The organism is Rhodanobacter sp. MP7CTX1, assembly GCF_014205795.1.
Lineage (GTDB): Bacteria > Pseudomonadota > Gammaproteobacteria > Xanthomonadales > Rhodanobacteraceae > Rhodanobacter.
The window spans coordinates 210,754-233,775 of sequence record NZ_JACHCN010000001.1 but is presented as its reverse complement, the minus strand read 5'-3'; the positions used below and the strand labels follow the sequence as shown (position 1 = coordinate 233,775).

Sequence of the window (23,022 nt, the reverse complement as noted above, 5' to 3'; positions counted from 1 at the left end):
ATGAACAGCCTTGGGGTGGTCAGCAGATTCAAGGCGTAGGCGCCATGCGCTAAAGCTCGATACCCTTTTGTGCACGGATGCCCGCCTGGAAAGCGTGCTTCACCACGCGCATCTCGGTGACCGTATCTGCCAGCTCAACCAACGCATCCGGAGCACCACGGCCCGTCACCACGACATGCTGCTGTGTAGGGCGCACACGCAGCGCGGAGCACACTTTCTCCACATCGATGTAACCCTTCACCAAGGCAATGTTGAGTTCATCCAGCAATACGAAATCGTACTGTGGATCGGTCAACATGCCAGCCGCCACCTGCCATGCAGCGTCAGCGGCCTGGATGTCGCGTGCCTTGTCTTGTGTCTCCCACGTATAGCCCTCGCCCATCACGTGATAGTCGAGCTCATCGGGAAAACGACGAAAGAAGGCCTCTTCCCCAGTGGAGAAACTGCCCTTGATGAACTGCACTACGCCACAGTGAAAGCCATGCCCGAGCGAGCGGGCGAGCATGCCGAAGCCCGATGAACTCTTGCCTTTGCCATTACCCGTGTTGACCACCAGTACTCCACGTTCGATTGTGGCTCGAGCGATACGTCGATCGATCAGGTCTTTCTTGCGCTGCATGCGCTCGCGATGGCGCTCATCGGCGGTCAGTTCATCGGGGCGTGATTCGTCGCTCATGTGCGCGCCGCCGACGATTGGTGTGCGCCGTACCAGGCCACCAAGAGGCTGCCCATGACGTAAGCGACCAACGCTGCCGTGACATAACCGAGTGTGGTGCGAACGAAGAGCGGACCCCACTGCCACAGGCGCTCCAGATATTCGGCCATGTGAGGATTCGCGTAGCGACCGCCAAGCCAATAGAACGATCCATTGGAGACGGCAAAGGAAAGCGATGCCGAGATCAAAGCCACGCACCATGCCCCAAGCAGCGACCATCCGTCAGCATGCAAGCGTGGCGAGTACAAGCGACCGCCGTACCACAGCACCGCATAGGCCAGTGGAAGAAACGCATAGGCGTCCGTGATGCAGAAGTCGCTGATGCCGGCGTAATGGATCGACACCTCATCCAGTCCTACGGCCAGAAGGATGAAGACGGCGAAAGCCCAGTGCTTGCGCAGGAACAGACCGCCCACAAAAAAGATTGCCATCGACGCGTCAGGCAAATGCAGCATGTCGCCGAAGTGCTTGAACCGGGTCGTAAGCATGACCAGTACGAGTGCGGAGAACAGCAGGATAAAGCGGGAACCCGATAGTGATTTCATCGCACGACTCCTCAAGTGCTCATGTGGGCGTTGCACGGCGGTGATGGACTGGCGGGCGCCATTCCATCACCGCCGAACATTACAGTCCTGGCTGGTGACGCAGCGTCAGATACCAGGTGCGACCAAGCTCGTTGTAGTAATAAGCCGTCTCGTAGCTGTGATCGAACACATTGTCGAGTTTCGCCTCCACCTGCCAGCTGGGCGCGAAGGTATAGCTGGCGCGAAGAGCGGTGGTGGCGTAGCCGCCGAGGCGGATCTGGTTGGCCGCATCATCGAAGCGCTTGCCGGAAGCGAAGAAGGTGGCGCCGACGTTGAACTTGCCGAGCTTGCGGTCTACGTCCACGCGCGCCGTCTCACCCGCACGCCGCGGCAGCCAGTTGCCGTGGTTGGCATCATCGCTGTTGTCTTTCGGTTGCAGCCAGCTCAGATCGGTCTGCACGCGCCAGTCGTCCAGGGCGAAACCGAACTGGCCTTCGACGCCACGGATCTGCGCGCTGCTGATGTTCTGTGGCACAAAGTTGCTGTCGAGCGTGATCAGGTCACTGATGCGCGTCTGGTACGCATTCAAACCCCAATGCCAGTTGTCGAGCTGCTGGGTGAGACCGAGTTCGGCCGAGTCTGAACTTTCCGGCCTCAGGTTCTGGTTTGCGGTCGGCGTGCCGTCGAAAGGCGGATAGTACAGATCGTCGAAAGTCGGCGCGTGGAAGGCACTGCCATAGCTGGCCGACAACACGAGACCGTGATCGAAGTGGTAGCCCCAGGCCACCGCGCCGGTGTTGTGGGAACCGTACTCGTCGTCATTGTCGTGGCGTCCGGATACCTGTACTTCGTTCTGGCCGAAGGTGCCCTGATACTGCACGAAGGTGCCCGTATCGCCGCGGGTATTGATGGTGAAGTCGGTATCGCTGGCGATGTGCTGCTGCAGGTAGTCGACTCCGGCGCTGAGCACCTGACCGGGGGCCAGTGTGAAGTCGTTCTGCCACGACGCCTGGTTCTGACGCGAGTCGAAATAACCCGTCGGCGTGCGCGGGTAATACTGGCCGAAATAGTTGCCCTGGAAGAACGTGGAAGAATCATCGCGCGTCTGGCCGGCGCTCAGCGTGACTTTCCAGATATCCAGTGGACTGAAGCTCAGGCGCGTGCCGGTGGCGTATTGCTCTTCTTCGTTGTTGTTGCCGCCGAAAGGGCTGCCGGCGTAAAAGTTGTCGCTCTTGCTGCGCAGCCAGTTGAAGGCCAGTTCCGTGCCGTCGTCCCAACGGTAGCCGAAGTTGGCCAGGCCGTTGTAGTTGCGGTACGGATCGTTGCGCGGGTCATCCGAAAAACAGGCCACGCCCAGCTCAGCCGCTCCCATGCGACAGGCCGGCGTGCCGCTGGTGTATTCGCCACCGAGGGTGGCGTTAAACCAGTAGTGGCCGTCTCCACCGGATACGCCCGCCTGACTATTGATGAAGCCATGGCTACCGGTGGTCACGCTCAACGACGGCACGATGTTGCCGGTGTCTGAACCATGACGGGTGAAGATCTGGATGACGCCGCCCAGCGCATCCGAACCGTACAGGCTCGATCGTGGACCCCGCACGATCTCGATGTGATCGATCGCGTTCACCGGAATCTGCTCCAGCGCCGGCCTGCCCAACGACACGCTGCCGATGCGGATGCCATCGATCAGCACCAGCGTATGGGTGGAGTTGGTGCCGCGCAGGAACAGCGAAATCGGCTGGCCAATACCGCCCAACTGGGCGATCGACACACCAGGCAGGCCGGTGAGCAAATCCACCAACGAGGTCGGCCGCAGGCGCTCGATGTCCTCTTGCGTGATGACGGTGACCGACGACAGCGTATCGTTCACGGTCTCGGCGGTACGCGTCGCGGTGACGACCACGGTCGGCAAGGTGCCCGTCTCTGTGGTGGTTTGTGCAAAGGCAACGGGCGCAAGCAGGCCCAACAAGGCGGCCGTGAGCGCGCGGTGTTTCAAAGTTGTGTCGTGCTTCATTTGGCAATTCCCCAGCCGCACGGCCCCGTACGGCAAAGATAAATATGCCGGCGACCGTGGAAGAATGGAGACATGAAAAGCTCGACGGGCGCGTGACCCGCACCCTGCGCTCTCAAGCCTCGCCCCACCGCGAGTAAGCCGGAGTTCACGCTTAAGGCCGGTCTCCGGGCTCGTGGTCGAAGACTTTGCGTCTTCTGGATCGACGCCTTCCCATGCATGAAGCACAGTGGCTTGATGTCGATCCGGCGACCCTTGCGGGTCGCAACTCACTTACCGTTGCGGGGGCAGCTCCGGAATAGACGCATCAGGCAAGCCTGTGTGTCGCACCGGATTCACGTTTCAACTGCCGGCCTCATGCTGGCAGTCACCTTAGGCCGGGGCATCTTAGCAGAAGTGCGGGGAGCTTTATTTCCAACGCCAGCACCCTGTGTCCGATGCCTCTTGCGGCCAACCCAAGCGGCCCATGCGCTCCCCGCACGGGTCATGCCAAAGCGGCTCGTCCACCCAGTCGCCATGGGAGAAGAACCCGACCGCACCGTGCATTCGATCGACGCGGCGTGACCTGTCGGTTGGAACTTCGCAAGCCAAGCACGCCCGGCGGAGCGATCACTACGTCAACTGGTTCGCGACGCATGCCGGAACGACTGACCGATCGCTACTTCAACAGTGACGCCAAAGTGAAAGCGCAGATCGACACAGCGAACGTACGCGACAGATTTTGAATCTGTGATCGCCACACCGACAAAATCATGCCGCGACCGTCACGCACAGCCAGGCCAAATGAAGTGGCAACTCCCCTTCGTTCAATAAGGGAATTTCTTCAAGAGCCCCAGGAGCGCATTCGATGGAAAACAGTCACGACATCAAAACCCTCAACAGCCTGATCGAGACCACACTTGACAGTGCAGACGGCTACGCCGAAGCCGCCAAGGATGCCAAGAGCCAGTCACTCATTTCGCTTTTTCGGGAACGCTCAACCGAGCGCAAGCAGGTCGCTTCGACCTTGCAGCAACGTGTGCTCCTTCTGGGCGCAGAACCCGAAAAGGACGGCACGGTATTGGCCTCCGCACATCGCGTGTTCGTGAACCTGCGTGCGAGTCTCACCTCCAACGACAACAAGGCGGTGGTGGACGAAGTCGAACGCGGCGAGGATCACATCAAGGCGAAGTTCGAGGACGCCATGAAGGACAAGGAGGTTTCCCCCGATACAAAGGCCGTCATCACCGATGTCTACACATCAGTGCGCAACGGCCATGACCAGATGCGGGATATCAAGCACACATTCCACGAATAACCTGTCTGCACACAACTTACTGCAGGGGGCACTTTCGGGTGTCACCCTGCATTTTTTAGTGCCGATGGTACATGTAGCGCTCAGTACACAGCGCAGAACTCGACATGAGCCATGGGTGATCAGACACATCCACACTGCGCACATCCAGCTTGCCGCTGCGAAGTTAGTGGCGGCGAAGCGTGATGCAGAGAACATTGCCGAAGACGCGCCGGATCCCCACTCCCCGACCAGCCCGCTGGCTGCCAGTGCGAACATCCCGACTGTCAAGATGCTGCTGCACCATAGCGATACCATTGCCCAGGAAATCTGGACGCCAATGATCCGCTTTCGCCTCTTCGGCAGCCGTGCGAATACGGACACCGTCATTCCCACGTAGAAGAGGTCGACGATAAGAGCTCGCGCGCGTTGGCACGCAAGCCCCGTAAGTAGTCATGCAGACATCTCTTGTCCGCGGCTCAAGGCTGTGTATGGACGTCCATCATGGAGCTCGGGGCGATCATGTTGATATTTAGGTGGTACATGATCCATAGCGATCCAGCTATGACGATCCCGACAATCAGTACACCAAAGGCAAGCGCCAGGGCGTTGTTGGCGTTATCCGGACCTGTCGTGATGTGCAGGAAAAAGGCGAGGTGCACGCCCATCTGTGCAATCGCGAGCGCAGCCAATGCCATCGGTACGCCTGGCACGTAGATGAGGCTCGTACCACTGGCAACCCAGAATGATCCCGCCGTCAGGCCTGCAGCAAGCGCCACGCCGATGAGATAGTTGCGGACACCCTCCGACACACTATGCGTGCCCGGCTCCTGATCGCCAGGGGCGGAATCATCGCCCAATTCGGTTTCAGTCTCGTACTCGCTCATGGACCGGTCCCAAGAAGATAAACGTTGGTGAAAATCCCTACCCAGATGATGTCGAGCGCGTGCCAGAACAACGCGAAACACAGGCCTCGCCGAATGATGTCGGGGCGAAATCCCTTCGCCCAGAACTGAGCCATCATTGTCCCCAGCCACAACAGGCCGACTGTCACGTGCAGCCCATGCAGGCCTACCAACGCAAAGAATGACGAAAGAAATGCACTACGCGAGGGCCCTGCCCCCTCTGCCAACATCTTTCCGAACTCGCTGACCTCCAGAAAGAGAAACCCCACTCCAAGTAATCCGGTGATCAAGTACGACACCTGGGTCCAAAGCATGTTGCGCACGTTGCTCGCGATCGTAGCCATGCCGCAAGCGAAGCTGGACAACAGAAGAAATGTGGTTTCGAGCACAACGATCTTCAGGTCGAATAGACCCTTCGCCGCCGGACCGCCCGCCGTTGCGTGTGACAACACGGCATAGGAAGCATAGAAACCAGAGAACAACACGAAATCGGAGAGCAGGAAGATCCAGAAGCCATAAGCCGTGGTGATGCGCTTCGACGCCGGCCCCTTGTAGCCAGCATCCGGATCCATGTGGAAACCCGTCTTGTACGAGCCATGAGCAGGGACGTCGGAATATTCCACCGGTGTTATCCCGGGCTCACGACCTTCGACGAGCGCGATACGCGCCTCACGCCGCCGGTGATCGGCCTCGGCCAGTTCCTCCGCGGACAAATGGAATTCCGAAACGTCGCGCCAGGCGAAGGCAACAAACGTGGCGAACGCGCCGATGAGACCAATGATCACCATCCACCAGATGTGCCAGATCAGGGCGAACCCCGTCAGGACAGCGAAAAATGCCGTTACAAAGCCTGTCGCGCTGTTGTGCGGCATCTCGATGGTCTTGTAATCGGGCAGCTCGGTGAGGCGTCGTTGCTCGAGCGCCTTTTGCTTCATCCCCCAATAGGCTTCTTCGCCGGTGACGTTCGGCATCACCGCGAAATTGAATGACGGCGGCGGCGAGGTGGTGATCCACTCCAGCGTACGGCCGTCCCAAAGATCACCGGTGACATCACGCAGCGAGTCGCGGTTGCGAATGCTGACGACAAGCTCTGCGACCTGACAGCAGATCCCGAGAAGGATCAGCACTGCCCCGACGGCGGCAACGATCAGCCAAGGCTGCCACTCAGGCACGTCGTAGTGCTGCATGCGCCGTGTCATGCCTTCAAGACCCAACACGTACAGCGGCATGAACGCAACATAGAAGCCGATAATCCAGAACCAGAAGGCGGCCTTGCCGAGCCGATCATCCAGCCTGAAACCGAACGCCTTGGGGAACCAGTACGTGTAGCCCGCAAACGCGCCGAACAGCACACCGCCGATAATCACGTTATGGAAATGCGCGACAAGGAACACCGAGTTGTGCAGCACGAAATCGGCTGGCGGCGCGGCCAGCAGCACGCCGGTCATGCCACCAATGACAAAGGTGACCATGAACCCGATGGCCCACAGCATCGGCACCTCGAAGCGCACCCGCCCGCCCCACATGGTGAAGAGCCAGTTGAAGATTTTCACTCCGGTGGGGACGGCGATAATCATCGTCATGATGCCGAAAAAGCCATTGACGTCCGCACCGGCGCCCATCGTGAAGAAGTGATGCAACCAGACCAGGAATGACAGGATGCAGATCGCCATGGTGGCGACGACCATCGACCGGTAACCAAACAACGGCTTGCCGGAAAAAGTCGAGATTACCTCGGAGAAAACGCCGAAGGCAGGAAGGATCAGGATGTAGACCTCCGGATGTCCCCACGCCCAGATGAGGTTGACGAACATCATCGGGTTTCCGCCGGCGCCCACCGTGAAAAAATGGAAATCGAGATAGCGGTCAAGCAGCAGCATTCCCAGGCTCGCAGTCAGGATGGGAAAGGCAGCCACGATAAGCAGGTTCGCCGCCAGCGCCGTCCAGCAGAAAATCGGCATACGGGTGAGGATCATGCCGGGCGCGCGGATTTTCAGGATCGTCGTGACGAAGTTGATCCCGGTAATCAGCGTTCCGATACCTGATATCTGGATGGACCACAGGTAGTAGTCGACGCCGACCCCGGGCGAAAATTTGAGTTCCGAGAGTGGCGGGTAGACAAGCCACCCGGTCTGCGCAAATTCGCCGACGAACAGCGACAGGTTCACCAGCAATACGGCGGCGGCGGTCAGCCAGAAGCTGACCAGATTGAAGGTCGGGAACGCTACGTCGCGCACGCCGAGTTGCAACGGCACCGCAAAGTTCATCAGGCCGATCATGAACGGCATCGCGACGAAAAAGATCATGATGGTGCCGTGCGCGGAAAAGATCTGGTCGAAATGTTCCGGAGGCAGGTAGCCCGGCGAATGAAGCGCGACGGCCTGTTGCGCCCGCATCATGATGGCATCGCTGAAGCCACGGATCAGCATGACCAGCGCCAGCAAGCAGTACATGATCCCGATCCGCTTGTGGTCGACCGAGGTGAGCCACTCGCTCCACAGATAAGGCCAGTGTCGCTTGACGGTAAGCCAAACCAGCAGGGCGACAATGATGACGATCAGCACGATCGACGTGATCAGCGGAATCGGCTGGTCGAGCGGCAGGGATGACCACGAGAGTTTGCCGAGTATCACGGTTGTTTCCTCGCAGGCGCAGGCATCATCTGTCCGCCGTTCGCGGTGCCGATACTCGGCGTGGGTAGGCGTTCGTCGACAATAGAGTCGAACAAGGCCGGATCGATCGCCTTGTAGGTCGTGGGAGCCACGTTCTCGCTTGGCTCAGCGAGCGCGGCGTACGCCGCGTTGTCGAGGTTCGGCCCCGCCCTCTTCGTATTGGCTACCCAGTTCGCATAGGTGTCTGGCGCTACGGCGCTGACTTCGAAGTGCATGTCGGCGAACCCGTGCCCGCTGAACTGTGCAGAGAGGCCGTGATAGGTTCCGGCGTGATCGGCCTGCAGGTTGAGTTGGGACGTCATGCCGGCCATCGTGTAAATCTGGCTGCCGAGTTGCGGCACGAAGAAGCTATTCATCACGCCCGACGACGTCAGGCGAAAATGCACAGGCAGCCCGACGGGAACCACCAGCTGATTGACGGTGGCGATGCCTTCGTCCGGGTAGATAAACAACCACTTCCAGTCCAGCGATACGACCTCTACCTCGACCGCCTTCGACGCCGATGGAAGCGGCTTGTAGGGATCGAGCTCATGCGAGCCGAACCAGGCGATGCCACCGAGGAAAGTCACCACGATCGCGGGAATCGCCCAGACGATAAGTTCCAACGTGCCTGAAAACGCCCAGTTCGGCCGATACGTCGCCCGCTTGTTCGAGGCGCGAAACCACCAGGCAAAAGCAAAGGTCGCCAGGATGACCGGTATCACGATCACCAGCATGATCGCGAACGAATCGAAGAGGATAAGTCGCTCCGAAACGCCAACGGGGCCGCGCGGATCAAGCACACCGCTGCATCCCATGAGAGGGGGCCCAAGAATCACGGAGGCGAGCAAGGCTCTTCTGGGAATACCCAGAGTGAAAAGAGTTTTCACACCGGCTCCAAAAAACATCCCGGATCTCCCCTTCACCCAATTCTACTCGTGGCTTGTCCACCCGTGGGTGTGCACGAAATGTGAAATTCGCGTCCGGCCGGTATCCTAAGCGCGCCGCGCTGCCCAACGTTGCTTTCCCGGCGACAATCGGGACCGAGGCGGCGCGGCTTCATGATTGTGACGCGGCTTTTCTAGAATGTGCCCTGTCACAAATGTCGCGGGTGTATACCTAGAAGGGTTACGTTTGGAGGTTCTGCCGCGTAACGTTCGATCGGCCTCACGCCCCCTCAATGAGGATGCCGCCATGCCCGTCCCGAGCGACCTCTTTCTCGACCCGTGGCCCTCTCTTTCCTATCCGGATTTTGCGGACGCGCATTATTTTCTCCGCATGGGCCTGCAAGCCATTGGCAAGCTGAAGCTGAAAGAGCCGTTTCAGCCGCAATGGTCCGGAGTACCTCTGTGGCTCAGTGCTCGAGGACTGACAACGGGGCCGATCCACTACGCCGGCGGAGCGTATGAGGTCAGTGTCGACCTTATCTCGCATGAGACGGTATGCGTTACCAGTTGGGGCACCTTGGGACGGCTTAAGTTGGAGTCGATGTCTGTCGCGGAGTTCGTGGAGCGTCTCCTTGATCTTCTCAAAAAGGCGGGAGTTGATGTTTCCATTAACTTGAAGCCGCAAGAAATGCCTAACCCCATTGCCTTTGACCAGGATAAAGCGCGACGCTCCTATGAGCCGCAGATGGCCAATAACTGGTGGCGAATTCTACTGAGCACGCAACACGTGATGCGGATCTTCAAGGGGAGCTTCCTGGGTAAGACTCAACGCATTGGCCTCATGTGGGGAACACTGGATATCCGCGACGCGCTTTATAACGGCAAGCCCGCGTCACCTGGCGCCAAGGCCGACTACATACGTCGTAATGCCATGAATGCGGAGCTCATCGAAATGGGCTGGTGGGCTGGCAGCGCCGCATACCCGAAACCGGCGTTCTACTCCTTCGCCCATCCGCAACCTGCGGGAATCGAAGACGCAAAGATCAGCCCGCCAGGCTCACGGTGGGAATCTTCCATGGGTGAGTTCATTCTGGACTATGACGATCTGCGCAAGTCCAAAGACCCCGATGGAGATTTGCTATCGTTTTTCCGATCCGCCTTCAAGGCTGGCGCAGAGTGCGCGGGTTGGGATCCGAATCTCATGGGGACCGGACAGCCTGATTAGCTTAGTTCCAAAGTGTGGTCGGGTTGAGCTACCCGGCCTTTCTCGGACAGTGGAATCACGAGACACGCACCTGACCATTACTCAGGATGAAGCTCAGGACTTGCAAGCCGGCGTCTGATTGTCGACAACGCGGGCCCTGACGCACTCGATAAACATGGGACGTCGACATGACAGAGTTGCACTTTGAGATCGATGTTCGAGCCCCGCTGGAACAAGTGTTTGCCCTCGTCACCAACCTGAGGGCTTACGACACCTGGCTACCGGGCTCCACCGCGTTTCATGGCACCACAACGATCTCCAATGGCCCGATCCGCGTAGGCACAACGTACGTTGAGCCAGGCCCCTTCGCTGTGCGTCATGGTCGCGTCATTGAACTCCTGCCACCCACACACGTGGCGTTCGAACAACCCATGACACTGAGGCCGGGTTTCTTCGGAGTGGTCGGCATCCACCTCGCTTGCGACCTCACTCAGGCCGTCGATTTCGTGCGTGTGCGACGATCCCTTGACTTGTCCTTCCACGGGCCCGTCAAGCTCGCAAGAGCCGTCATCATTCGCTTGTTCAAAGACGAAAACGAGCGAACACTGGAAGCCCTTAAAACATTCGCGGAACGCCATGTTCAGGGCAGCTGACTAATGGCCCATTACCTGCCTGCGATTGTCCCTGACACCTTTTCTAGCACTTGCATCAGTGATTCGCTCCTTCCGCGTCAGTGCCTTTTTCGTCGGCGAGCTCGCTATCCAAGGTTTGCGTAGCTTGGTCTGCAAGGCGGCGGCAAGCCGAAGTGCCTACAAGTCCTTTGGGCCGCCTCCCGGATACGTCCGGCATGGCACGACCCGGGAAATCACTCGCCTCGGGATGGACGGTCATCAATATGTCGCAAGGCATGCCGCGGATTTTCGCAATCGACTGGCGAAACTGTTCGACGCGTTGAGGGCGGGATACATCGTCGGTGTATCGATACGTGCCATTGGTGATGGCGGTAAGGCTATCGGAGTAGACCATGTGCAAGCATTTGCCCTTTTCGCACGACTGCCAGGTCCAACTCATGCTGCCTGGCGTGTGTCCCGGGGTGGCGTGCCCGACAAGATCCAGATCGCCGACACGTACATGTCCGAGGTCTGCAACGACCTTGGCGTCGACTGGCGGAAATTTCACGTTGCCGTCGTATTGGGGGTCCTGTGGATCCTTGCCCCCGAGACGCAACGCAAGCGCGCCTGCCCGGCTGGCATAGACCGGTGCCCCCGTGTCTTTGGCCAACTGCGCCAGTGCCCCGGCGTGGTCCGAGTGCGCATGGGAATTGACGATCGCCTTGATGTCCGAAAGCTTGAAGCCTGCCGCTCGAATGTTCGCTTCAATCAGCGGCGCATTTTGCTTCAGCGTTCCATCGATAAGGATATGGCCCTGCGGGGATGTCACAAGCACCGCACTGAGCCCCTTGCTGCCCACATAGAAGCTATTTCCGTAGATACGAAATGGCTTTATCGGGGTTGTCCAGCTCGCATGTGTATCTGGCGCAGATGCGCCGAAGGCCTGATTGGATAGCGCCGCAAGCACAAAGGCGCCGAAAACCATTCGCTTCAACACAGCCATCGGTCGCTCCTGTTGACAGTTGAGGGCCGGATTCTATCGATGTCGACGAAACGAAAAATGGCTGAAACATGGCGGGACTCTGATCATCAGAGAGAACCTCGAATTACGAGCCACTTCGACAATGCGTCGCATCAAGTCATGCCTCCAACCTCTTTGATTGCTGAAGCTCAAGGTCCGACACGATCCCACCGCATCGAAATGATCTGTCCTGACCTCGACCCACGACGAGAACCGATCCGTCCCCGGCACCTTCCAGGAATTATCCCTGGCACCTTTTTCGTTCGTGGGTTCTTGTTGAACTGTTTATGACTCAATACCGTTGATGGGATTCGAGTGGATCAGGCTGTGCATCGTCAGCGGGCCGCCAAACTGTTGCAGCAAACCGCCTTCTTCAAGACGGCCAAGGATGATGGGACTGAAGCCAAGCAAGGTAGCGAGCAATGCGACCTTCTCGTTGGCATCGGCGTTGCCACCTGAAACGAAGATCGTGCGATGGCCCTCGCTCCGGCGCGGCTCATCCGCGAGCACTGCCGCCGGTAGCGTGTTGAATGCCTTGACGACCTTGGCGCCCTTGAACTGCTTTGCTACGACGTGACTGGAAGGCTGCCCGCCAAGATCCAGCGGCTTGAAGGAGGGAAACTCGATTGCGTTGGTGGCATCCACCACGATCTTGCCGGTCCAGTCGTTGCGCAACTTGGCGACCTCCCCCACCGCCCCGAACGGGACGGCAAGGATGATCACTTCCGCATCCATCGCATCGGTGATTTCGGCGGCGCTTACGGTAGGGGCGAAGGCTTGCAGTGCATCCCCAAGCGAGGCTGGTCCGCGACGATTGGCAACCACAGCCTTGATCTTGCTGCGGGCAAACTGCTTGGCGAGGGCGCCGCCGATGGCGCCCGATCCGATGATGGCGTAGCTCATGTGATGTCTCCTGATGGACGATCGGCAAGATGGATGCGAGGGATCAGCGCGACTTGTTGTCGATGCTGATGCGGCCTGCGCCATTGACAGTCAGCAGCAGGAAGGCGCCGGCGATCGACACGTTCTTCATGAACATGATCATCTGGATCTGGTCGGCGAAGTTGTGATGGAACACCAGCGCCGTCAGCACTGAATAACCAGCAAGCAAGAACGCCGCAGTACGCGTCTTCCAACCGATGGCGATGGCCACGCCGCCAAGAAGCTCGGTGGCAATCACCACTGGAAGCAAACCGCCGGGAACGCCCAGTACTGACATGTAGCCGATGGTGGCGGCGTAGGCGCCGATCTTGCTCAGGCCAGAGAGAACGAACAACGCCGACAGAAGGATGCGACCGCCCAGTTCGGCCGTATCGCGAAGCTTGACGTTGGAGTACGTGGTGCTGCTCATGTTGGCTTTCGTGGAAGCAATCGTTGAGGTGTTCATGGCAATCTCCAGGTGGATGAGTGGAACGATGTCGCCATATTAAGAATCCCGAATTGACGGATAAATAGCTTTTTGCGGTAATATTTATCCCGCAAAACAGGATAATCCGGGACAATCTTATGGACCGATTCCTCTCGATGCAGGCATTCTCGAAAGTGGTCGAGGCCGGCAGCTTCGTGCGCGGCGCCGAGAAGCTCGGCATGTCGACAACCTCGGTGTCACGGCTCATCGCCGAGCTCGAAGATCATCTCGGCACACGACTGTTGCAGCGAACGACGCGCCGGCTTCATCTGACCGATGCCGGCCACCGCTTCATCGAACGCACGACGCAATTGCTGACCGATCTGCAAGAAGCGGAAGCCGAGGTCGGTTCGGCAACCACGACACCGCGTGGCCGGCTGCGCATCAGCGTGCCGCTCACGTTTGGTGTTCGTCACCTGGCCGAACTATTCCCCCGATACCGCATGAAGTACCCCGAGGTGGAACTCGAAGTACATGCCACTGATCGGCGCGTCGACCTGATCGAAGAAGGCTTTGATCTTGCCCTGCGCCTGTCGCTGGAAATTCCTCCCACCTATGTGGCACGTCCACTAACCGTGGTGCGACTGGTGGTCTGCGCGGCTCCTGACTATCTCAAGCGCCACGGCACGCCACGCACGCCACAGGACCTGGCAGGACACAACTGCCTCACCCTACCGAGCGGAGGGTTCGAGAATCGCTGGCCGCTTGAGGGCACGGACGGTGTCGTCACCGTTCGCGTCAGCGGGGACTTCCGTGCTGACAGTGGTGATCTATTGCGCAGTGCTGCACTTGCAGGGCAAGGAATTATTCTGCTGCCTACATTCATCGTCGGCGACGATCTTGCGCGCGGCGACCTGGTGCCGCTACTGCCGACATGGCGACCACCACATACCGACGCCATGATCATCTACCCGACCCGCCGATTCGTGTCCGCGAAGGTCCATACGTTCACCGAGTTCCTGCAACAGGAGTTCGCCGGTGATCCTCCGTGGGATCGTTGGATGGCTGTCCGGCGCCATGGGACTAAACGGCAATAGTCGACGATGTCAGGACCTGTTCAACGACCACAGTCACACGTTCCATCGGGATCCGGGTCCGGGAACAGGTTCTTTTTCCAACGCTCAGAAAGGGCGCCGGGCTTGGCGAAAAATCAGTCCCACCCCAGGCTCCGCGGCGCTTCAGCGAAATAGCGCGGACATATATCCTATGTCCATGTACGTCTATCGGTTGGTTAGATTCTGGAATTCGGCTTTGTAGCAAACATGGCCCACAGGAGCAGACTATGCAGGTATATCTCTTCAGAGGTCCTGGTCGCGTATTCGGGTGTACGACGGAGTCATCGGGAGCAAACCTTCCGTCCAAGTACGCGCCCTGGACTGCTTTCAAAACCGTCGATCTGCAAAAGGGCGAGCCAACACCGGGTCTAGTCGTTGACGACTGCCTGCGCGACCTGGAAACCTTCGGCGTGCATGTCACTGATGCGCATGATCGCATTACGGAAGATGCCATTCCGTGATCGGATATCGATGGATGCCGCGCGTTGGAAAGATATGGTGTCATGGAGAACTTGAAGAACGCGGTCGTCGTTGGATCTCTTGCACCGACACGAAATGATCCTTTCTGGCTTCGATCGACGACCGGAACCGATAGGTCCCCAGCGCCTTCCAGGAATTGCCCCTGATACTTTTTTGGGAGCCTGATTACTCATAGGTAGCATTTGTAAGCAGGGCTTCTGCCCATAACCTGACGATTCACCGGATCGCCACTTCCTGGAGAATGACATGTCTGTCCTGATCTCTGCTTTTGTGTTGGGTTTTGTGTGTGGCCTGCGCGTGATGGTTGGTCTTGCGGCAATAAGCTGGGCCGCCAGCACTCAGCATCTTCCTCTGCAGGGGACGTGGCTCGCATTTATGGGTAGTCGCATAACGTCTTACATCTGTAGCGCGCTGGCCATCGGGGAGATGATCAACGACAAGCTGCCCAAAACCCCAAGCCGCCTCGTGCCGCCCCAGTTCGGCGCCCGAGTCGTCATGGGCGCTCTAACGGGTACGGCCATCGGGATCGCGCACGGAAGCCTCTTGCTGGGGATCCTGGCCGGCATCGTAGGCAGCGTGATCGGAACACTCGCTGGTGCGAAAGGTAGGGCTTATGTGCGGAAGCTGTTCAGCGGACACGACCTGCCTGCCGCCCTGCTTGAAGACGTTTTGGCTGTCGCCCTGGCTTTTTCTGCCCTGAGCTACGTCGGGTAAATTCGACGCCGGGTCAAAGTTGAGAAGAAAGAACAGGAGCCGATCCCAGGTTGATCTGGCCCCTTTGACCCGTTTGTTTGACGGAACTACGGCAGCACCCTCGCCCACGCACGCACAGGGAAAGCGCCGATCCCGACGATTCGCATCGGAGCGGCGGAGAAGCGAAGGCCTTCGGAAGGCAGTGAACTCAGCCGCGCGAGATTCTCCACAATCGGGATCCCTGCCTCGAGCAGAATCGAATGCGCTGGCCGCTGGGCATCCTGGGTGTCATCGATGTTGATGGCGTCAATGCCGACCAGCACCGCACCGTTGTCGCGCAGATACTCCGCCCCATCGCGCGACAGATAGGGTGATGCGTCCGTGTAGGCCGGCATCCCCCATTGCACCGCTTTACCGGTGTCCAGAAGCACGGCTCGTCCACGTACTTCTGTTGCGGCAATGGCCTCGCGCGAAATAGTGCGCCCTTTCATTCCCGCCAAACGAATCACGACCGCTTCGACGTCGGCAATCGATGCCAGGGGAAGGCCCGCCACGTCCATCGTTCCCGGGTAGCGATGAAAAGGCGCGTCGATGGCGGTGCCGGTATTGGCAACCATTTCCACCCGGCCGATCTGGAAGGTCACGTCAGGCGCATAGCGGCCACGACTTGCCTCGTGGCTCATGTGCTCCGTGATGCTTGGCGCCGGCAGCCCGGGATAGACAACTTCACCGTCCCGAACCGGATGGCTCAGGTCGATCAGGTCGCTGCGCGCAGCACCTTGCGTGATCACCGCGGCACTGGCACGCCGCTTGTGCCGCTCGTTGATGATCTGCTTATTCAGGATGCGGACCTCTCCTACCATCAACAAGCGAAGGTCCTCGATGATGTATTCGGCCAGCGCCTGATCGTTGATGTCGTCTGCGTCGATATCCAGACGGAATCCCTGCCCCTGTATCCCTCCGCCGTTCGAGAAATCGACTTCGAAGTCGAAGCAAACCCGCTTGTCCGTGGTCTGGTCGCTGGTGGTCACAGTACTGGCCCTCCGTGTGATTGATTGCCGAGTCACTAGCCAGGTTGGATCGTCAAGACAATCCAATAGTTCTTATGTCATCTATAAATAATTGATGACGTCACTCGACCTCGATCTCCTGCACTCGTTCGTTGCGGCTGCAGAGCGCGGTTCCTTTGGCGAGCCACGAAATGGATGAGTGGACCCATGTCCCCGAGCGCCCGAATTGAGCCGGCCGCGAACCGAGTGCGACTTGAACGAATACCTAGATGGCCAGCCTGAGCTCATAGAAGCGCGTGCCGGGTAAGTGAGTGCTGTTGTACGCGGGGATCTCGGAAAAACCAAGCGAACGGTACAGTCCTTGCGCCGCCTCCATACTCGGAAGCGTATCCAATCGCAGCATGGTGTAACCCGCGCGGCGAGCGGTCTGGATGGTTTCGCCAATGAGATGTTGGCCAAGACCCCAACCGCGAAACGCCGGCCTTACGTACAGGCGCTTCATCTCGCCGGTTTGCTCGTCAATACGCCGCAGGGCAACGCAGCCAGCCGTCTCGCCGTTGATCTTGGCGATGAGCAGGGCACCGTGGGGCAGCACGTAAGGTGACGGCAAGGCAGCAAGCTCCGCAGTGAATCCCTGGTACTCAAGATCCACGCCGATCGCGGCCGCATACTCAAGAAACAGTTCGCGCACAGCTACGGCTTGCTCTGGGCTTTCTACCGATGTGAGCGTGATTGGGTCTGGCATGAGCGTCTAACACCTAAGTTCCGGACCAGAGGATTCAGAGTCATTATCCACTCTGACCCCTTTGCTATCAGCAATGCGGAATGAAGGATCCCCGGCTATCATTCAGTCCATAGCTACCGTCAGGCCCGCAGGATCCGAGGTTTCTGGCTTGCGAATGTCGACCCCTCTGATTTGGAAATCAGAAGGTCCAGCCCAACCCCTGCCTTTTTTTCGGTAGGGCTGGCGGTGTTGGCGATTCTTCACAGGGGAAATCATGAAACTGATCTTGTTTGCGGTAGCGATAGCTCTCCCGCTGGCCTGCACAGCCGCGCCCAACGATGCAGCCGACACGTTCATGCACGGGCTCAATGAAGTCGCGTCGCATTGCCAGACCATGGGATTCAACATCGCTTTTGATCAAGAAACGGCTGCCCTGCAGCGCAGACAGCAGGCCGCCCTAAACAACAATCCCGCAGAGACAGTGCCGGACTCTAACGTGCTGATCGCTCAGGCCAAGCCATTTGTGGACTGTGTGGTTGCCGCAAGAGGCGCCGGCACCAAGCTATACATGGACTTCGTCGCAACCACGACTGACCCGAAGATCACAGAGGATGCAAGAAAGGTTCTCGCTGCATGGCTGGTCTACGTAGACAGTCTGACCATTTCCAAAGACCCCATGTCCAAAGCCCAGGCGGCTGCGGCCGATCAAGCCGAGTCCGAAATGCTCACCGACATGCTCTGATACCCGCATTGCACAAAGAGTGGCTCGCCACGCAGCAGTACTGAAAATTCTTACCAGGGGAGAGCCATGAAACCGATCTTGTACGCAGTTGCATTGATGTCGCTTGCCGGATGCGCGACGAAACCCGTTGCGCCAAATCTCGCGTCCGAAGCCCCAGCCGAACGCATCATCGCGCATCAAATGCCCATACTTGGCGGCGGTTCGGTCACAGTCGTCCGCGACAAGGGGTTTACGGGGAAAGGATGCTATTTCGGCGTGTTCGTTAACGGCGACTTGGCGGCAAAACTGGGGACGGCAGAGCGCGTCCAGCTTTACCTGCCTGCGGGTCGTTCGCTTCTTGGGTCGCACACGGTAGGCGGCGGCTTATGCCACGAAAATGACCGCAACGAGCGCGCCGAGGCCGTACAAATCGCGTCAGGCGACTCATTCACGTACCGGCTTGCGATGTCGTCCGATGGCATCGTGACGATCACTCCGCTGAATTGACGGGATCACCGAGCAGAGTCGGTTTGCGCACACCAAGAAACGAGCCGCCGCAGGGCGGCCTTTTTGTTATGCGCTGGCGGCTCGATAAGCATCAGCACGCGTGCTCTGCATCGCAGTCTATGAACCCGATATTGGGGAAGGAGGTAGGAAAGCCCTCGTCATCGGCAGTTAGGGCCGACGCAAGACGATCGCAACGCGGCAAACGGACGAAAGCTGAGTCCGGCGATCGATCAACTACTCCCGTTCCCTTTGCCGGCCCTCGTCCGCAGCTGGCCCTCATAGTCCCGCTTGCCAATCGGCACACCCTTCATCCGCAGGATGTCGTACGCGGTGACTGCGTGGAAATGGAAGTTCGGCAGCGAGAAGGAGAGGAAGAAGTTCTCCGCCGTGAAGAGTATCCTCCGCGGGCCGATCTGGAAGTCCAGATCCCTGCCCGCCCAGCTGTTGACCTCGTCGGGGGTGAACGCCTTCAGCGCCGTTTCCGCCTGGGCCATCATGGCCTGCAACTCGACGAAAGGGATCGGTCCGACCAGCGCGGGAGGGGCGAACAGGCGGATCTTTACCGCCTCCAGCGCCCAGACGGAATGGTGGTACACGCATTCAATCTGGAAATGGAAAGGCGACATATCCTCGAACAAGCGCGCGCCCACGTAGTCGTCCGGATCGGAGCCTGTCTCCGCGCAATGCTTGGCCGCGCGATCAAGGAAGCCAGCCACCGCGCCCACCGTCTGCAGGTAGCTGGCTACGCTGAGGTCATAGAGTGAAGTCGCCATCGCAAATCCCCTGACGTTCAGTTCCTGAACATTCTGCCACACGGACCGCGCACGGGAACTCAGTTCAATTGCGGGTATCGTTTCGCTTCCGACGTGAGATTTTTCGCCCCTCTTGGTGAGACCTTTTCCCAGAGCGACAATGAGGACGGAGGTGGCTAAGCCACCGTCTTCGCCAGCTGCGCCGACGCAAGACGATCGCGACGTAGAGAAACGGACGAAAGCTGAGCCCGACGAACGATTCAACTACCTCGCTCACCTTTGCTGGGACGCCGAACGGACAAGGGGACGTCATGAGACGCCGAAGTGGACAGGTAAAGTTGAATCGGCTGGAATGGGTTCGCCACACCAAGGTGAGGACCCAGCATGCGACGCGTATTTTTTCTTTCGATGCTTGTGTGGCTCGCGCTCATCGCGCCTTCGGTGCATGCGGCTGTTTCCATCGATCTCGGTGAATCGGTCGTCGCGCTGAACGGACCGTGGAAGTTTCATACAGGCGATGACCCTCGCTGGGCCGCGGAAGGTTTCGACGATTCCAGCTGGGAAACTTTCGATCTAACGCCCGCGTCGGGATCGCATGACGACGATGTCGGCCTCAAGAACTATGTGCCGGGTTGGGCGGCGCACGGCCATCGCGGCTACAGCGGATTCGCCTGGTACCGCACAACTATTCGCGTCAACGATACGGGCGAAAACACGTTTTACCTTGTTGGGCCCGCCGACGTTGACGATGGCTACCAGGCCTTTTTCAATGGTCACCTGCTAGGCGGCATTGGTGACTTTACCCACAATCCGCCGTCGCTCGTCAGCATCCAGCCACGTCTGTTTGCACTGCCGCCTGCATGGTGGACGAGAAATTCTGATGGCTTAAGCGCCCTTGTCGCGTTTCGCGTTGTGCTGCTCAAAGGGGCATCCGCGTCAGCTTCGGCGGATGGTGGTGGTATTCATATCGCGCCACTTATCGGTACAGGCAAGGGCGCTGGCGATCACTACCGGCTGCAATGGCTGCAAACCGTCGAAGGCTATGCGGTCGATACTGTGCAACCGTTGCTGTTTCTGGCCCTCGCGATCATGGCTCTCTGCCTGCTTCCGTTTGACCCTCAAAACAGGTTCTATCCCTGGCTTTCCGCAACGCTCGTGCTGCTTGCTGCCGCAAGAGCAAACCAGCCCCTGTTCTTTCTCTGGCAGTTCGAAACGATCCGCGAATTCGTACTTTGGCGATTGACCGTCGTTGACGCTCTCACGTTCGCGGCCTGGACGCTGGCATGGAGTAGCTGTTTCGGATTGCAAGATGTGCGATGGATAAAAATCTCCAGCGTGACGCTTGCCATCGCCTACCTGGTCGCGCGTCTTCTCAGCACACCTTTGCTTTTGCCGTCGCTGCCGTCGGCGCTGCCGCAGACATTCGCTGCGATCTTGCAATACGTTCGCTACGCCTTCCTCATCCTTTCGGGGTATATCTTTTATCGGGGAATTTTGCGGCGTGATCAAACGGACTGGATCGCTCTGTGCTCCATGGTGCTGGGTGCGATTGGCCTGTTCGCATCCGAATTGAGTCGACTCGGCGTGCCGGGCATATGGTTCCCTTACGGGGTGGGTGTTTCGCGCACGGAATACGCCTACTTCGTATTCGACATCGTTCTTTTTATCTATCTGCTGCAAAGGCTCTGGCGGTTCACCCCATCACGGCGATTGCAAATAAAAAGTCCAAGCTGACCCTCGTTTGCAGCATCAGTCAGAGCGTCACACCTACCAGCACCATGTTCTCGCCACGGTTGGACCTGGACTGGAAGTTGCCATCGGAGATGTGGCGAATGCCGATCACCCAGTGACGTGCCTGCCAACCGAGTGTGAAGGCAAACTCGTAATCTGTACTCAAGGCCTGCGTTCGACCGTCATGGAGAAGCGGGTCAAAACTGAAAAAGATCGGTCGATACCAGGCGTAGGGTTGACCGTACTGGAGGCGCACACCGGCACCAAGCAACCCTATGCTGTCGCGAGTATTGGGGTGGGCGCGCTCGTAGCGCTCTACGTTGCGACCACCAACCCAGCCGCCGAGGATGTTGGGGGCCAGGCTGAATTGGCTGCCGCCAATGAAGTGTGGGGCGAATACAACCTGCCCAAAGGCCGCGACAGCGCCGTAACTATCCATGTAACTCACAGCGCCCTCCAAAGTGAACTGCGCGGCGTCGACGCGCAGCACACGAAGACACAAAATCAATGCGATGGCAACGCGACAGATTCTCTGTGGCCGGCACATCTTATTTCCTTACGGATCGGGTTTGGACCGGTGAACTCCCTCTCGCCTTCGAAGCTTCGACACCTCAAAAACACATCCCCTGTTGTCATCGACATATTCGAACGCTCGGCCAATATCCGTTTGTCGCTTCCTGTGTGAGCGTGAGCGCTTCTTCAGTTAGCGAACTCGCCGCCAGAGCCTCCAGGCAAGATGAACTCATACTCCGCCTCATCATCCAACGCAAAGCGAGGCGCAACGGACATCCCTCCCGGGAGTCGCCCCATAGGGAAAATCACTCAACCGCCCCGAGCGATCCGGGGCCGTCTTGCCTATCGCAAACGAATGGGGAAGCTGCCCTTTGCCTGAAGGCGGTTGAGATCCCCGCGACCACAAACCCTTGGCCTTGATAGCAGGCCAGCCAACGCAGATAAATGGACGGAATGTGAATTCCCTTTGGTCGCCATACCGGGAATCTTGTCGTTAACAAAAGGACAACCAAAAGGAAGTGGCTTGGACGTGCCTTCAGCTCCTGCAAGAAACCGACGTCGCAGCTACCGGCGCGATCACCTTGTCGATGAAAACGCCGTTGCGTCGTCGGCATTAGCCGGAAGCCGCTTGGCCAACTCAGCGTGTAGAAAATCGACGAACCGGCGTACACGCGGCGGCTGAAAGACGTTCGGGTGATACATCGCATGGATTGGCGTGGGGGTAGACCACGCGGGTGCGTTGACGAGCATCAACCGACCTTCGCGTACATCCGCGGCCACCGCCCAAAGCTGCCGATAGGCGAACCCGCGACCGAGAACAGCCCAAGTGCGTATGACCTCGCTGTCGGTGCACTCGTGATATCGCCGAACCCGCACGACGGCTTCCCCAAGACGCCACTCATTTCGTGGCCCGGCCTTCGTGGTCAGTACCAGCGTCGGCAATTCGACGAGATCTTCGGGATGCTTTGGTGTCCCATAGGTCGTGATGCAGCTTGGCGAGGCACAGACCACGCGCCAACTATCAGCAAGATGACGCGCGACGAGATCGCTGTCCTCCAAGGGGCCGACGCGGATGGCTACGTCGATATCATCCGGCACGAACCGTGAGAGCGAATCCGACAGCGTCAGGACCATGCGCACCTCCGGGTAGAGGTCCATAAAACTGTCAAGGATGTAGACCAGCAGGTTGCGCCCCAGATCGGATGGCGCCGATACGCGCAGCGTCCCGCTTACGCCGTCGGTGCCGCTGCGAATCGCGCGCTCGGCTTCCCTCATGGTCTCGATAGCGACCCGACAGGACGCGATGTAGATGCGCCCCTCATCGGTCAGGCGCAATTGACGACTCGTGCGTTCGAAGAGCCGCGCGCCGAGCATGGCTTCGACCCGTTGCAAACACGCACTGGCGGCGGCAGGCGAGAGCCCTGCCCTGCGCCCGGCAGCCGACAGGCTGCTGAGGTCGGCCGCATCGATCAGGAGCTGCATATCACTGAGGCGGTTCATCGGGTCAGGTCCCAGGTGCAGAAGGCACAGGCGGAATCATCTTCAAATTCCATTTGAAGATCAATAAAGATCAAAGCCTATTATCAAAATGGGAAGCACAGGAGACGATGCCACCCACCCCACACA

General features: G+C 58.7%; 24 protein-coding genes, 1 pseudogene and 1 riboswitch. Of the genes and pseudogenes, 10 read left to right on the top strand and 15 right to left on the bottom strand.

The window, feature by feature from the left end:
* Positions 1-49: 49 nt before the first annotated feature.
* From cobO to HDE77_RS01175, 3 genes are all read right to left on the bottom strand, one after another.
* Positions 50-676, bottom strand: coding sequence for a cob(I)yrinic acid a,c-diamide adenosyltransferase (gene cobO / locus HDE77_RS01185; protein WP_184415315.1), 627 nt, complete (start codon positions 674-676; stop codon positions 50-52).
* The gene (locus HDE77_RS01180; RefSeq protein WP_184415314.1) at positions 673-1,260 is read right to left on the bottom strand and encodes a hypothetical protein; all 588 of its coding nucleotides are present in this window, start codon (positions 1,258-1,260) and stop codon (positions 673-675) included. The genes cobO and HDE77_RS01180 overlap by 4 nt, the downstream gene beginning before the upstream one ends.
* A 79-nt stretch (positions 1,261-1,339) precedes the next feature.
* The gene (locus HDE77_RS01175) at positions 1,340-3,253 is read right to left on the bottom strand and encodes a TonB-dependent receptor (protein ID WP_184415313.1); all 1,914 of its coding nucleotides are present in this window, start codon (positions 3,251-3,253) and stop codon (positions 1,340-1,342) included.
* Between the two features lie 137 nt (positions 3,254-3,390).
* A riboswitch (cobalamin riboswitch) is annotated at positions 3,391-3,640 on the bottom strand.
* A gap of 457 nt (positions 3,641-4,097) precedes the next feature.
* Between HDE77_RS01175 and HDE77_RS01170 the strand changes: the two genes are divergently transcribed.
* Together HDE77_RS01170 and HDE77_RS01165 are read left to right on the top strand one after the other, a co-directional pair.
* Positions 4,098-4,547: a PA2169 family four-helix-bundle protein gene (locus HDE77_RS01170; protein ID WP_184415312.1), complete on the top strand. Its 450-nt coding sequence runs from the start codon at positions 4,098-4,100 to the stop codon at positions 4,545-4,547.
* A gap of 115 nt (positions 4,548-4,662) precedes the next feature.
* Positions 4,663-4,923, top strand: coding sequence for a hypothetical protein (locus HDE77_RS01165; protein WP_184415311.1), 261 nt, complete (start codon positions 4,663-4,665; stop codon positions 4,921-4,923).
* Positions 4,924-5,002: 79 nt separating this feature from the next.
* Here the strand turns inward: HDE77_RS01165 and cyoD are convergent, their stop codons facing one another.
* The 4 genes and pseudogenes from cyoD to cyoA form a co-directional block, all read right to left on the bottom strand.
* Entirely contained in the window at positions 5,003-5,410 is a 408-nt protein-coding gene (gene cyoD / locus HDE77_RS01160; protein ID WP_184415310.1) for a cytochrome o ubiquinol oxidase subunit IV, read from the bottom strand.
* On the bottom strand, positions 5,407-6,000 hold the full coding sequence (locus tag HDE77_RS20260) for a cytochrome c oxidase subunit 3 (protein ID WP_221444082.1): 594 nt from the start codon (positions 5,998-6,000) through the stop codon (positions 5,407-5,409). Before HDE77_RS20260 ends, cyoD begins: the two co-directional genes overlap by 4 nt.
* 123 nt (positions 6,001-6,123) lie before the next feature.
* Positions 6,124-8,058 (bottom strand): annotated as a pseudogene (cyoB, locus tag HDE77_RS01155) (cytochrome o ubiquinol oxidase subunit I); the annotation flags it as partial.
* Positions 8,058-8,897 (bottom strand): ubiquinol oxidase subunit II, encoded by an 840-nt coding sequence (gene cyoA, locus HDE77_RS01150; RefSeq protein WP_255482496.1) that lies wholly within the window; start codon positions 8,895-8,897, stop codon positions 8,058-8,060. The pseudogene cyoB and the gene cyoA, both read right to left, overlap by 1 nt.
* Positions 8,898-9,273: 376 nt before the next feature.
* Here cyoA and HDE77_RS01145 point away from each other — a divergent pair, with 376 nt between their 5' ends.
* Both HDE77_RS01145 and HDE77_RS01140 read left to right on the top strand, forming a co-directional pair.
* Positions 9,274-10,191: a DUF5996 family protein gene (locus tag HDE77_RS01145; protein ID WP_184415308.1), complete on the top strand. Its 918-nt coding sequence runs from the start codon at positions 9,274-9,276 to the stop codon at positions 10,189-10,191.
* Positions 10,192-10,358: 167 nt separating this feature from the next.
* Positions 10,359-10,823: an SRPBCC family protein gene (locus HDE77_RS01140; RefSeq protein WP_184415307.1), complete on the top strand. Its 465-nt coding sequence runs from the start codon at positions 10,359-10,361 to the stop codon at positions 10,821-10,823.
* A gap of 55 nt (positions 10,824-10,878) precedes the next feature.
* On the opposite strand, the gene bla is transcribed toward HDE77_RS01140, so the two are convergent.
* The 3 genes from bla to HDE77_RS01125 form a co-directional block, all read right to left on the bottom strand.
* A complete protein-coding gene (gene bla, locus HDE77_RS01135; protein WP_255482470.1) occupies positions 10,879-11,784 on the bottom strand; it encodes a subclass B3 metallo-beta-lactamase in 906 nt (301 codons plus the stop codon).
* 303 nt (positions 11,785-12,087) lie between these two features.
* Entirely contained in the window at positions 12,088-12,705 is a 618-nt protein-coding gene (locus HDE77_RS01130) for an NADPH-dependent F420 reductase (protein ID WP_184415306.1), read from the bottom strand.
* A 43-nt stretch (positions 12,706-12,748) separates the two neighbouring features.
* On the bottom strand, positions 12,749-13,153 hold the full coding sequence (locus tag HDE77_RS01125) for a DoxX family protein (protein WP_184415582.1): 405 nt from the start codon (positions 13,151-13,153) through the stop codon (positions 12,749-12,751).
* A gap of 155 nt (positions 13,154-13,308) precedes the next feature.
* On the opposite strand from HDE77_RS01125, the gene HDE77_RS01120 reads away from it, so the two are divergent.
* On the top strand, positions 13,309-14,247 hold the full coding sequence (locus HDE77_RS01120) for a LysR family transcriptional regulator (protein WP_184415305.1): 939 nt from the start codon (positions 13,309-13,311) through the stop codon (positions 14,245-14,247).
* A 744-nt stretch (positions 14,248-14,991) separates the two neighbouring features.
* Positions 14,992-15,459 (top strand): DUF4126 family protein, encoded by a 468-nt coding sequence (locus HDE77_RS01115; protein ID WP_184415304.1) that lies wholly within the window; start codon positions 14,992-14,994, stop codon positions 15,457-15,459.
* 86 nt (positions 15,460-15,545) lie between these two features.
* Here HDE77_RS01115 and HDE77_RS01110 read toward each other — a convergent pair whose 3' ends face one another.
* Both HDE77_RS01110 and HDE77_RS01105 read right to left on the bottom strand, forming a co-directional pair.
* Positions 15,546-16,469: a cyclase family protein gene (locus HDE77_RS01110; RefSeq protein WP_184415303.1), complete on the bottom strand. Its 924-nt coding sequence runs from the start codon at positions 16,467-16,469 to the stop codon at positions 15,546-15,548.
* A 244-nt stretch (positions 16,470-16,713) separates the two neighbouring features.
* Positions 16,714-17,139 carry a GNAT family N-acetyltransferase gene (locus HDE77_RS01105; protein ID WP_343206032.1) on the bottom strand — a complete coding sequence of 142 codons (426 nt, stop codon included), beginning with the start codon at positions 17,137-17,139 and terminating at the stop codon, positions 16,714-16,716.
* A 307-nt stretch (positions 17,140-17,446) separates the two neighbouring features.
* Between HDE77_RS01105 and HDE77_RS01100 the strand changes: the two genes are divergently transcribed.
* Both HDE77_RS01100 and HDE77_RS01095 read left to right on the top strand, forming a co-directional pair.
* Positions 17,447-17,914, top strand: coding sequence for a hypothetical protein (locus HDE77_RS01100; protein WP_184415301.1), 468 nt, complete (start codon positions 17,447-17,449; stop codon positions 17,912-17,914).
* A gap of 66 nt (positions 17,915-17,980) precedes the next feature.
* On the top strand, positions 17,981-18,400 hold the full coding sequence (locus HDE77_RS01095) for a hypothetical protein (RefSeq protein WP_184415300.1): 420 nt from the start codon (positions 17,981-17,983) through the stop codon (positions 18,398-18,400).
* A 230-nt stretch (positions 18,401-18,630) separates the two neighbouring features.
* Here HDE77_RS01095 and HDE77_RS01090 read toward each other — a convergent pair whose 3' ends face one another.
* A complete protein-coding gene (locus HDE77_RS01090) occupies positions 18,631-19,173 on the bottom strand; it encodes a DUF1993 domain-containing protein (RefSeq protein ID WP_184415298.1) in 543 nt (180 codons plus the stop codon).
* A 363-nt stretch (positions 19,174-19,536) separates the two neighbouring features.
* On the opposite strand from HDE77_RS01090, the gene HDE77_RS01085 reads away from it, so the two are divergent.
* Positions 19,537-20,886, top strand: coding sequence for a glycoside hydrolase (locus HDE77_RS01085; protein ID WP_184415296.1), 1,350 nt, complete (start codon positions 19,537-19,539; stop codon positions 20,884-20,886).
* 19 nt (positions 20,887-20,905) lie between these two features.
* On the opposite strand, the gene HDE77_RS20375 is transcribed toward HDE77_RS01085, so the two are convergent.
* A complete protein-coding gene (locus HDE77_RS20375; RefSeq protein WP_255482469.1) occupies positions 20,906-21,049 on the bottom strand; it encodes a hypothetical protein in 144 nt (47 codons plus the stop codon).
* Positions 21,050-21,067: 18 nt separating this feature from the next.
* Between HDE77_RS20375 and HDE77_RS20370 the strand changes: the two genes are divergently transcribed.
* Complete coding sequence (locus HDE77_RS20370) at positions 21,068-21,568, top strand: hypothetical protein (protein ID WP_255482468.1); 501 nt, start codon at positions 21,068-21,070, stop codon at positions 21,566-21,568.
* Positions 21,569-21,972: 404 nt separating this feature from the next.
* Here HDE77_RS20370 and HDE77_RS01075 read toward each other — a convergent pair whose 3' ends face one another.
* Positions 21,973-22,896, bottom strand: coding sequence for a LysR family transcriptional regulator (locus HDE77_RS01075; RefSeq protein WP_184415294.1), 924 nt, complete (start codon positions 22,894-22,896; stop codon positions 21,973-21,975).
* Positions 22,897-23,022 lie beyond the last annotated feature (126 nt).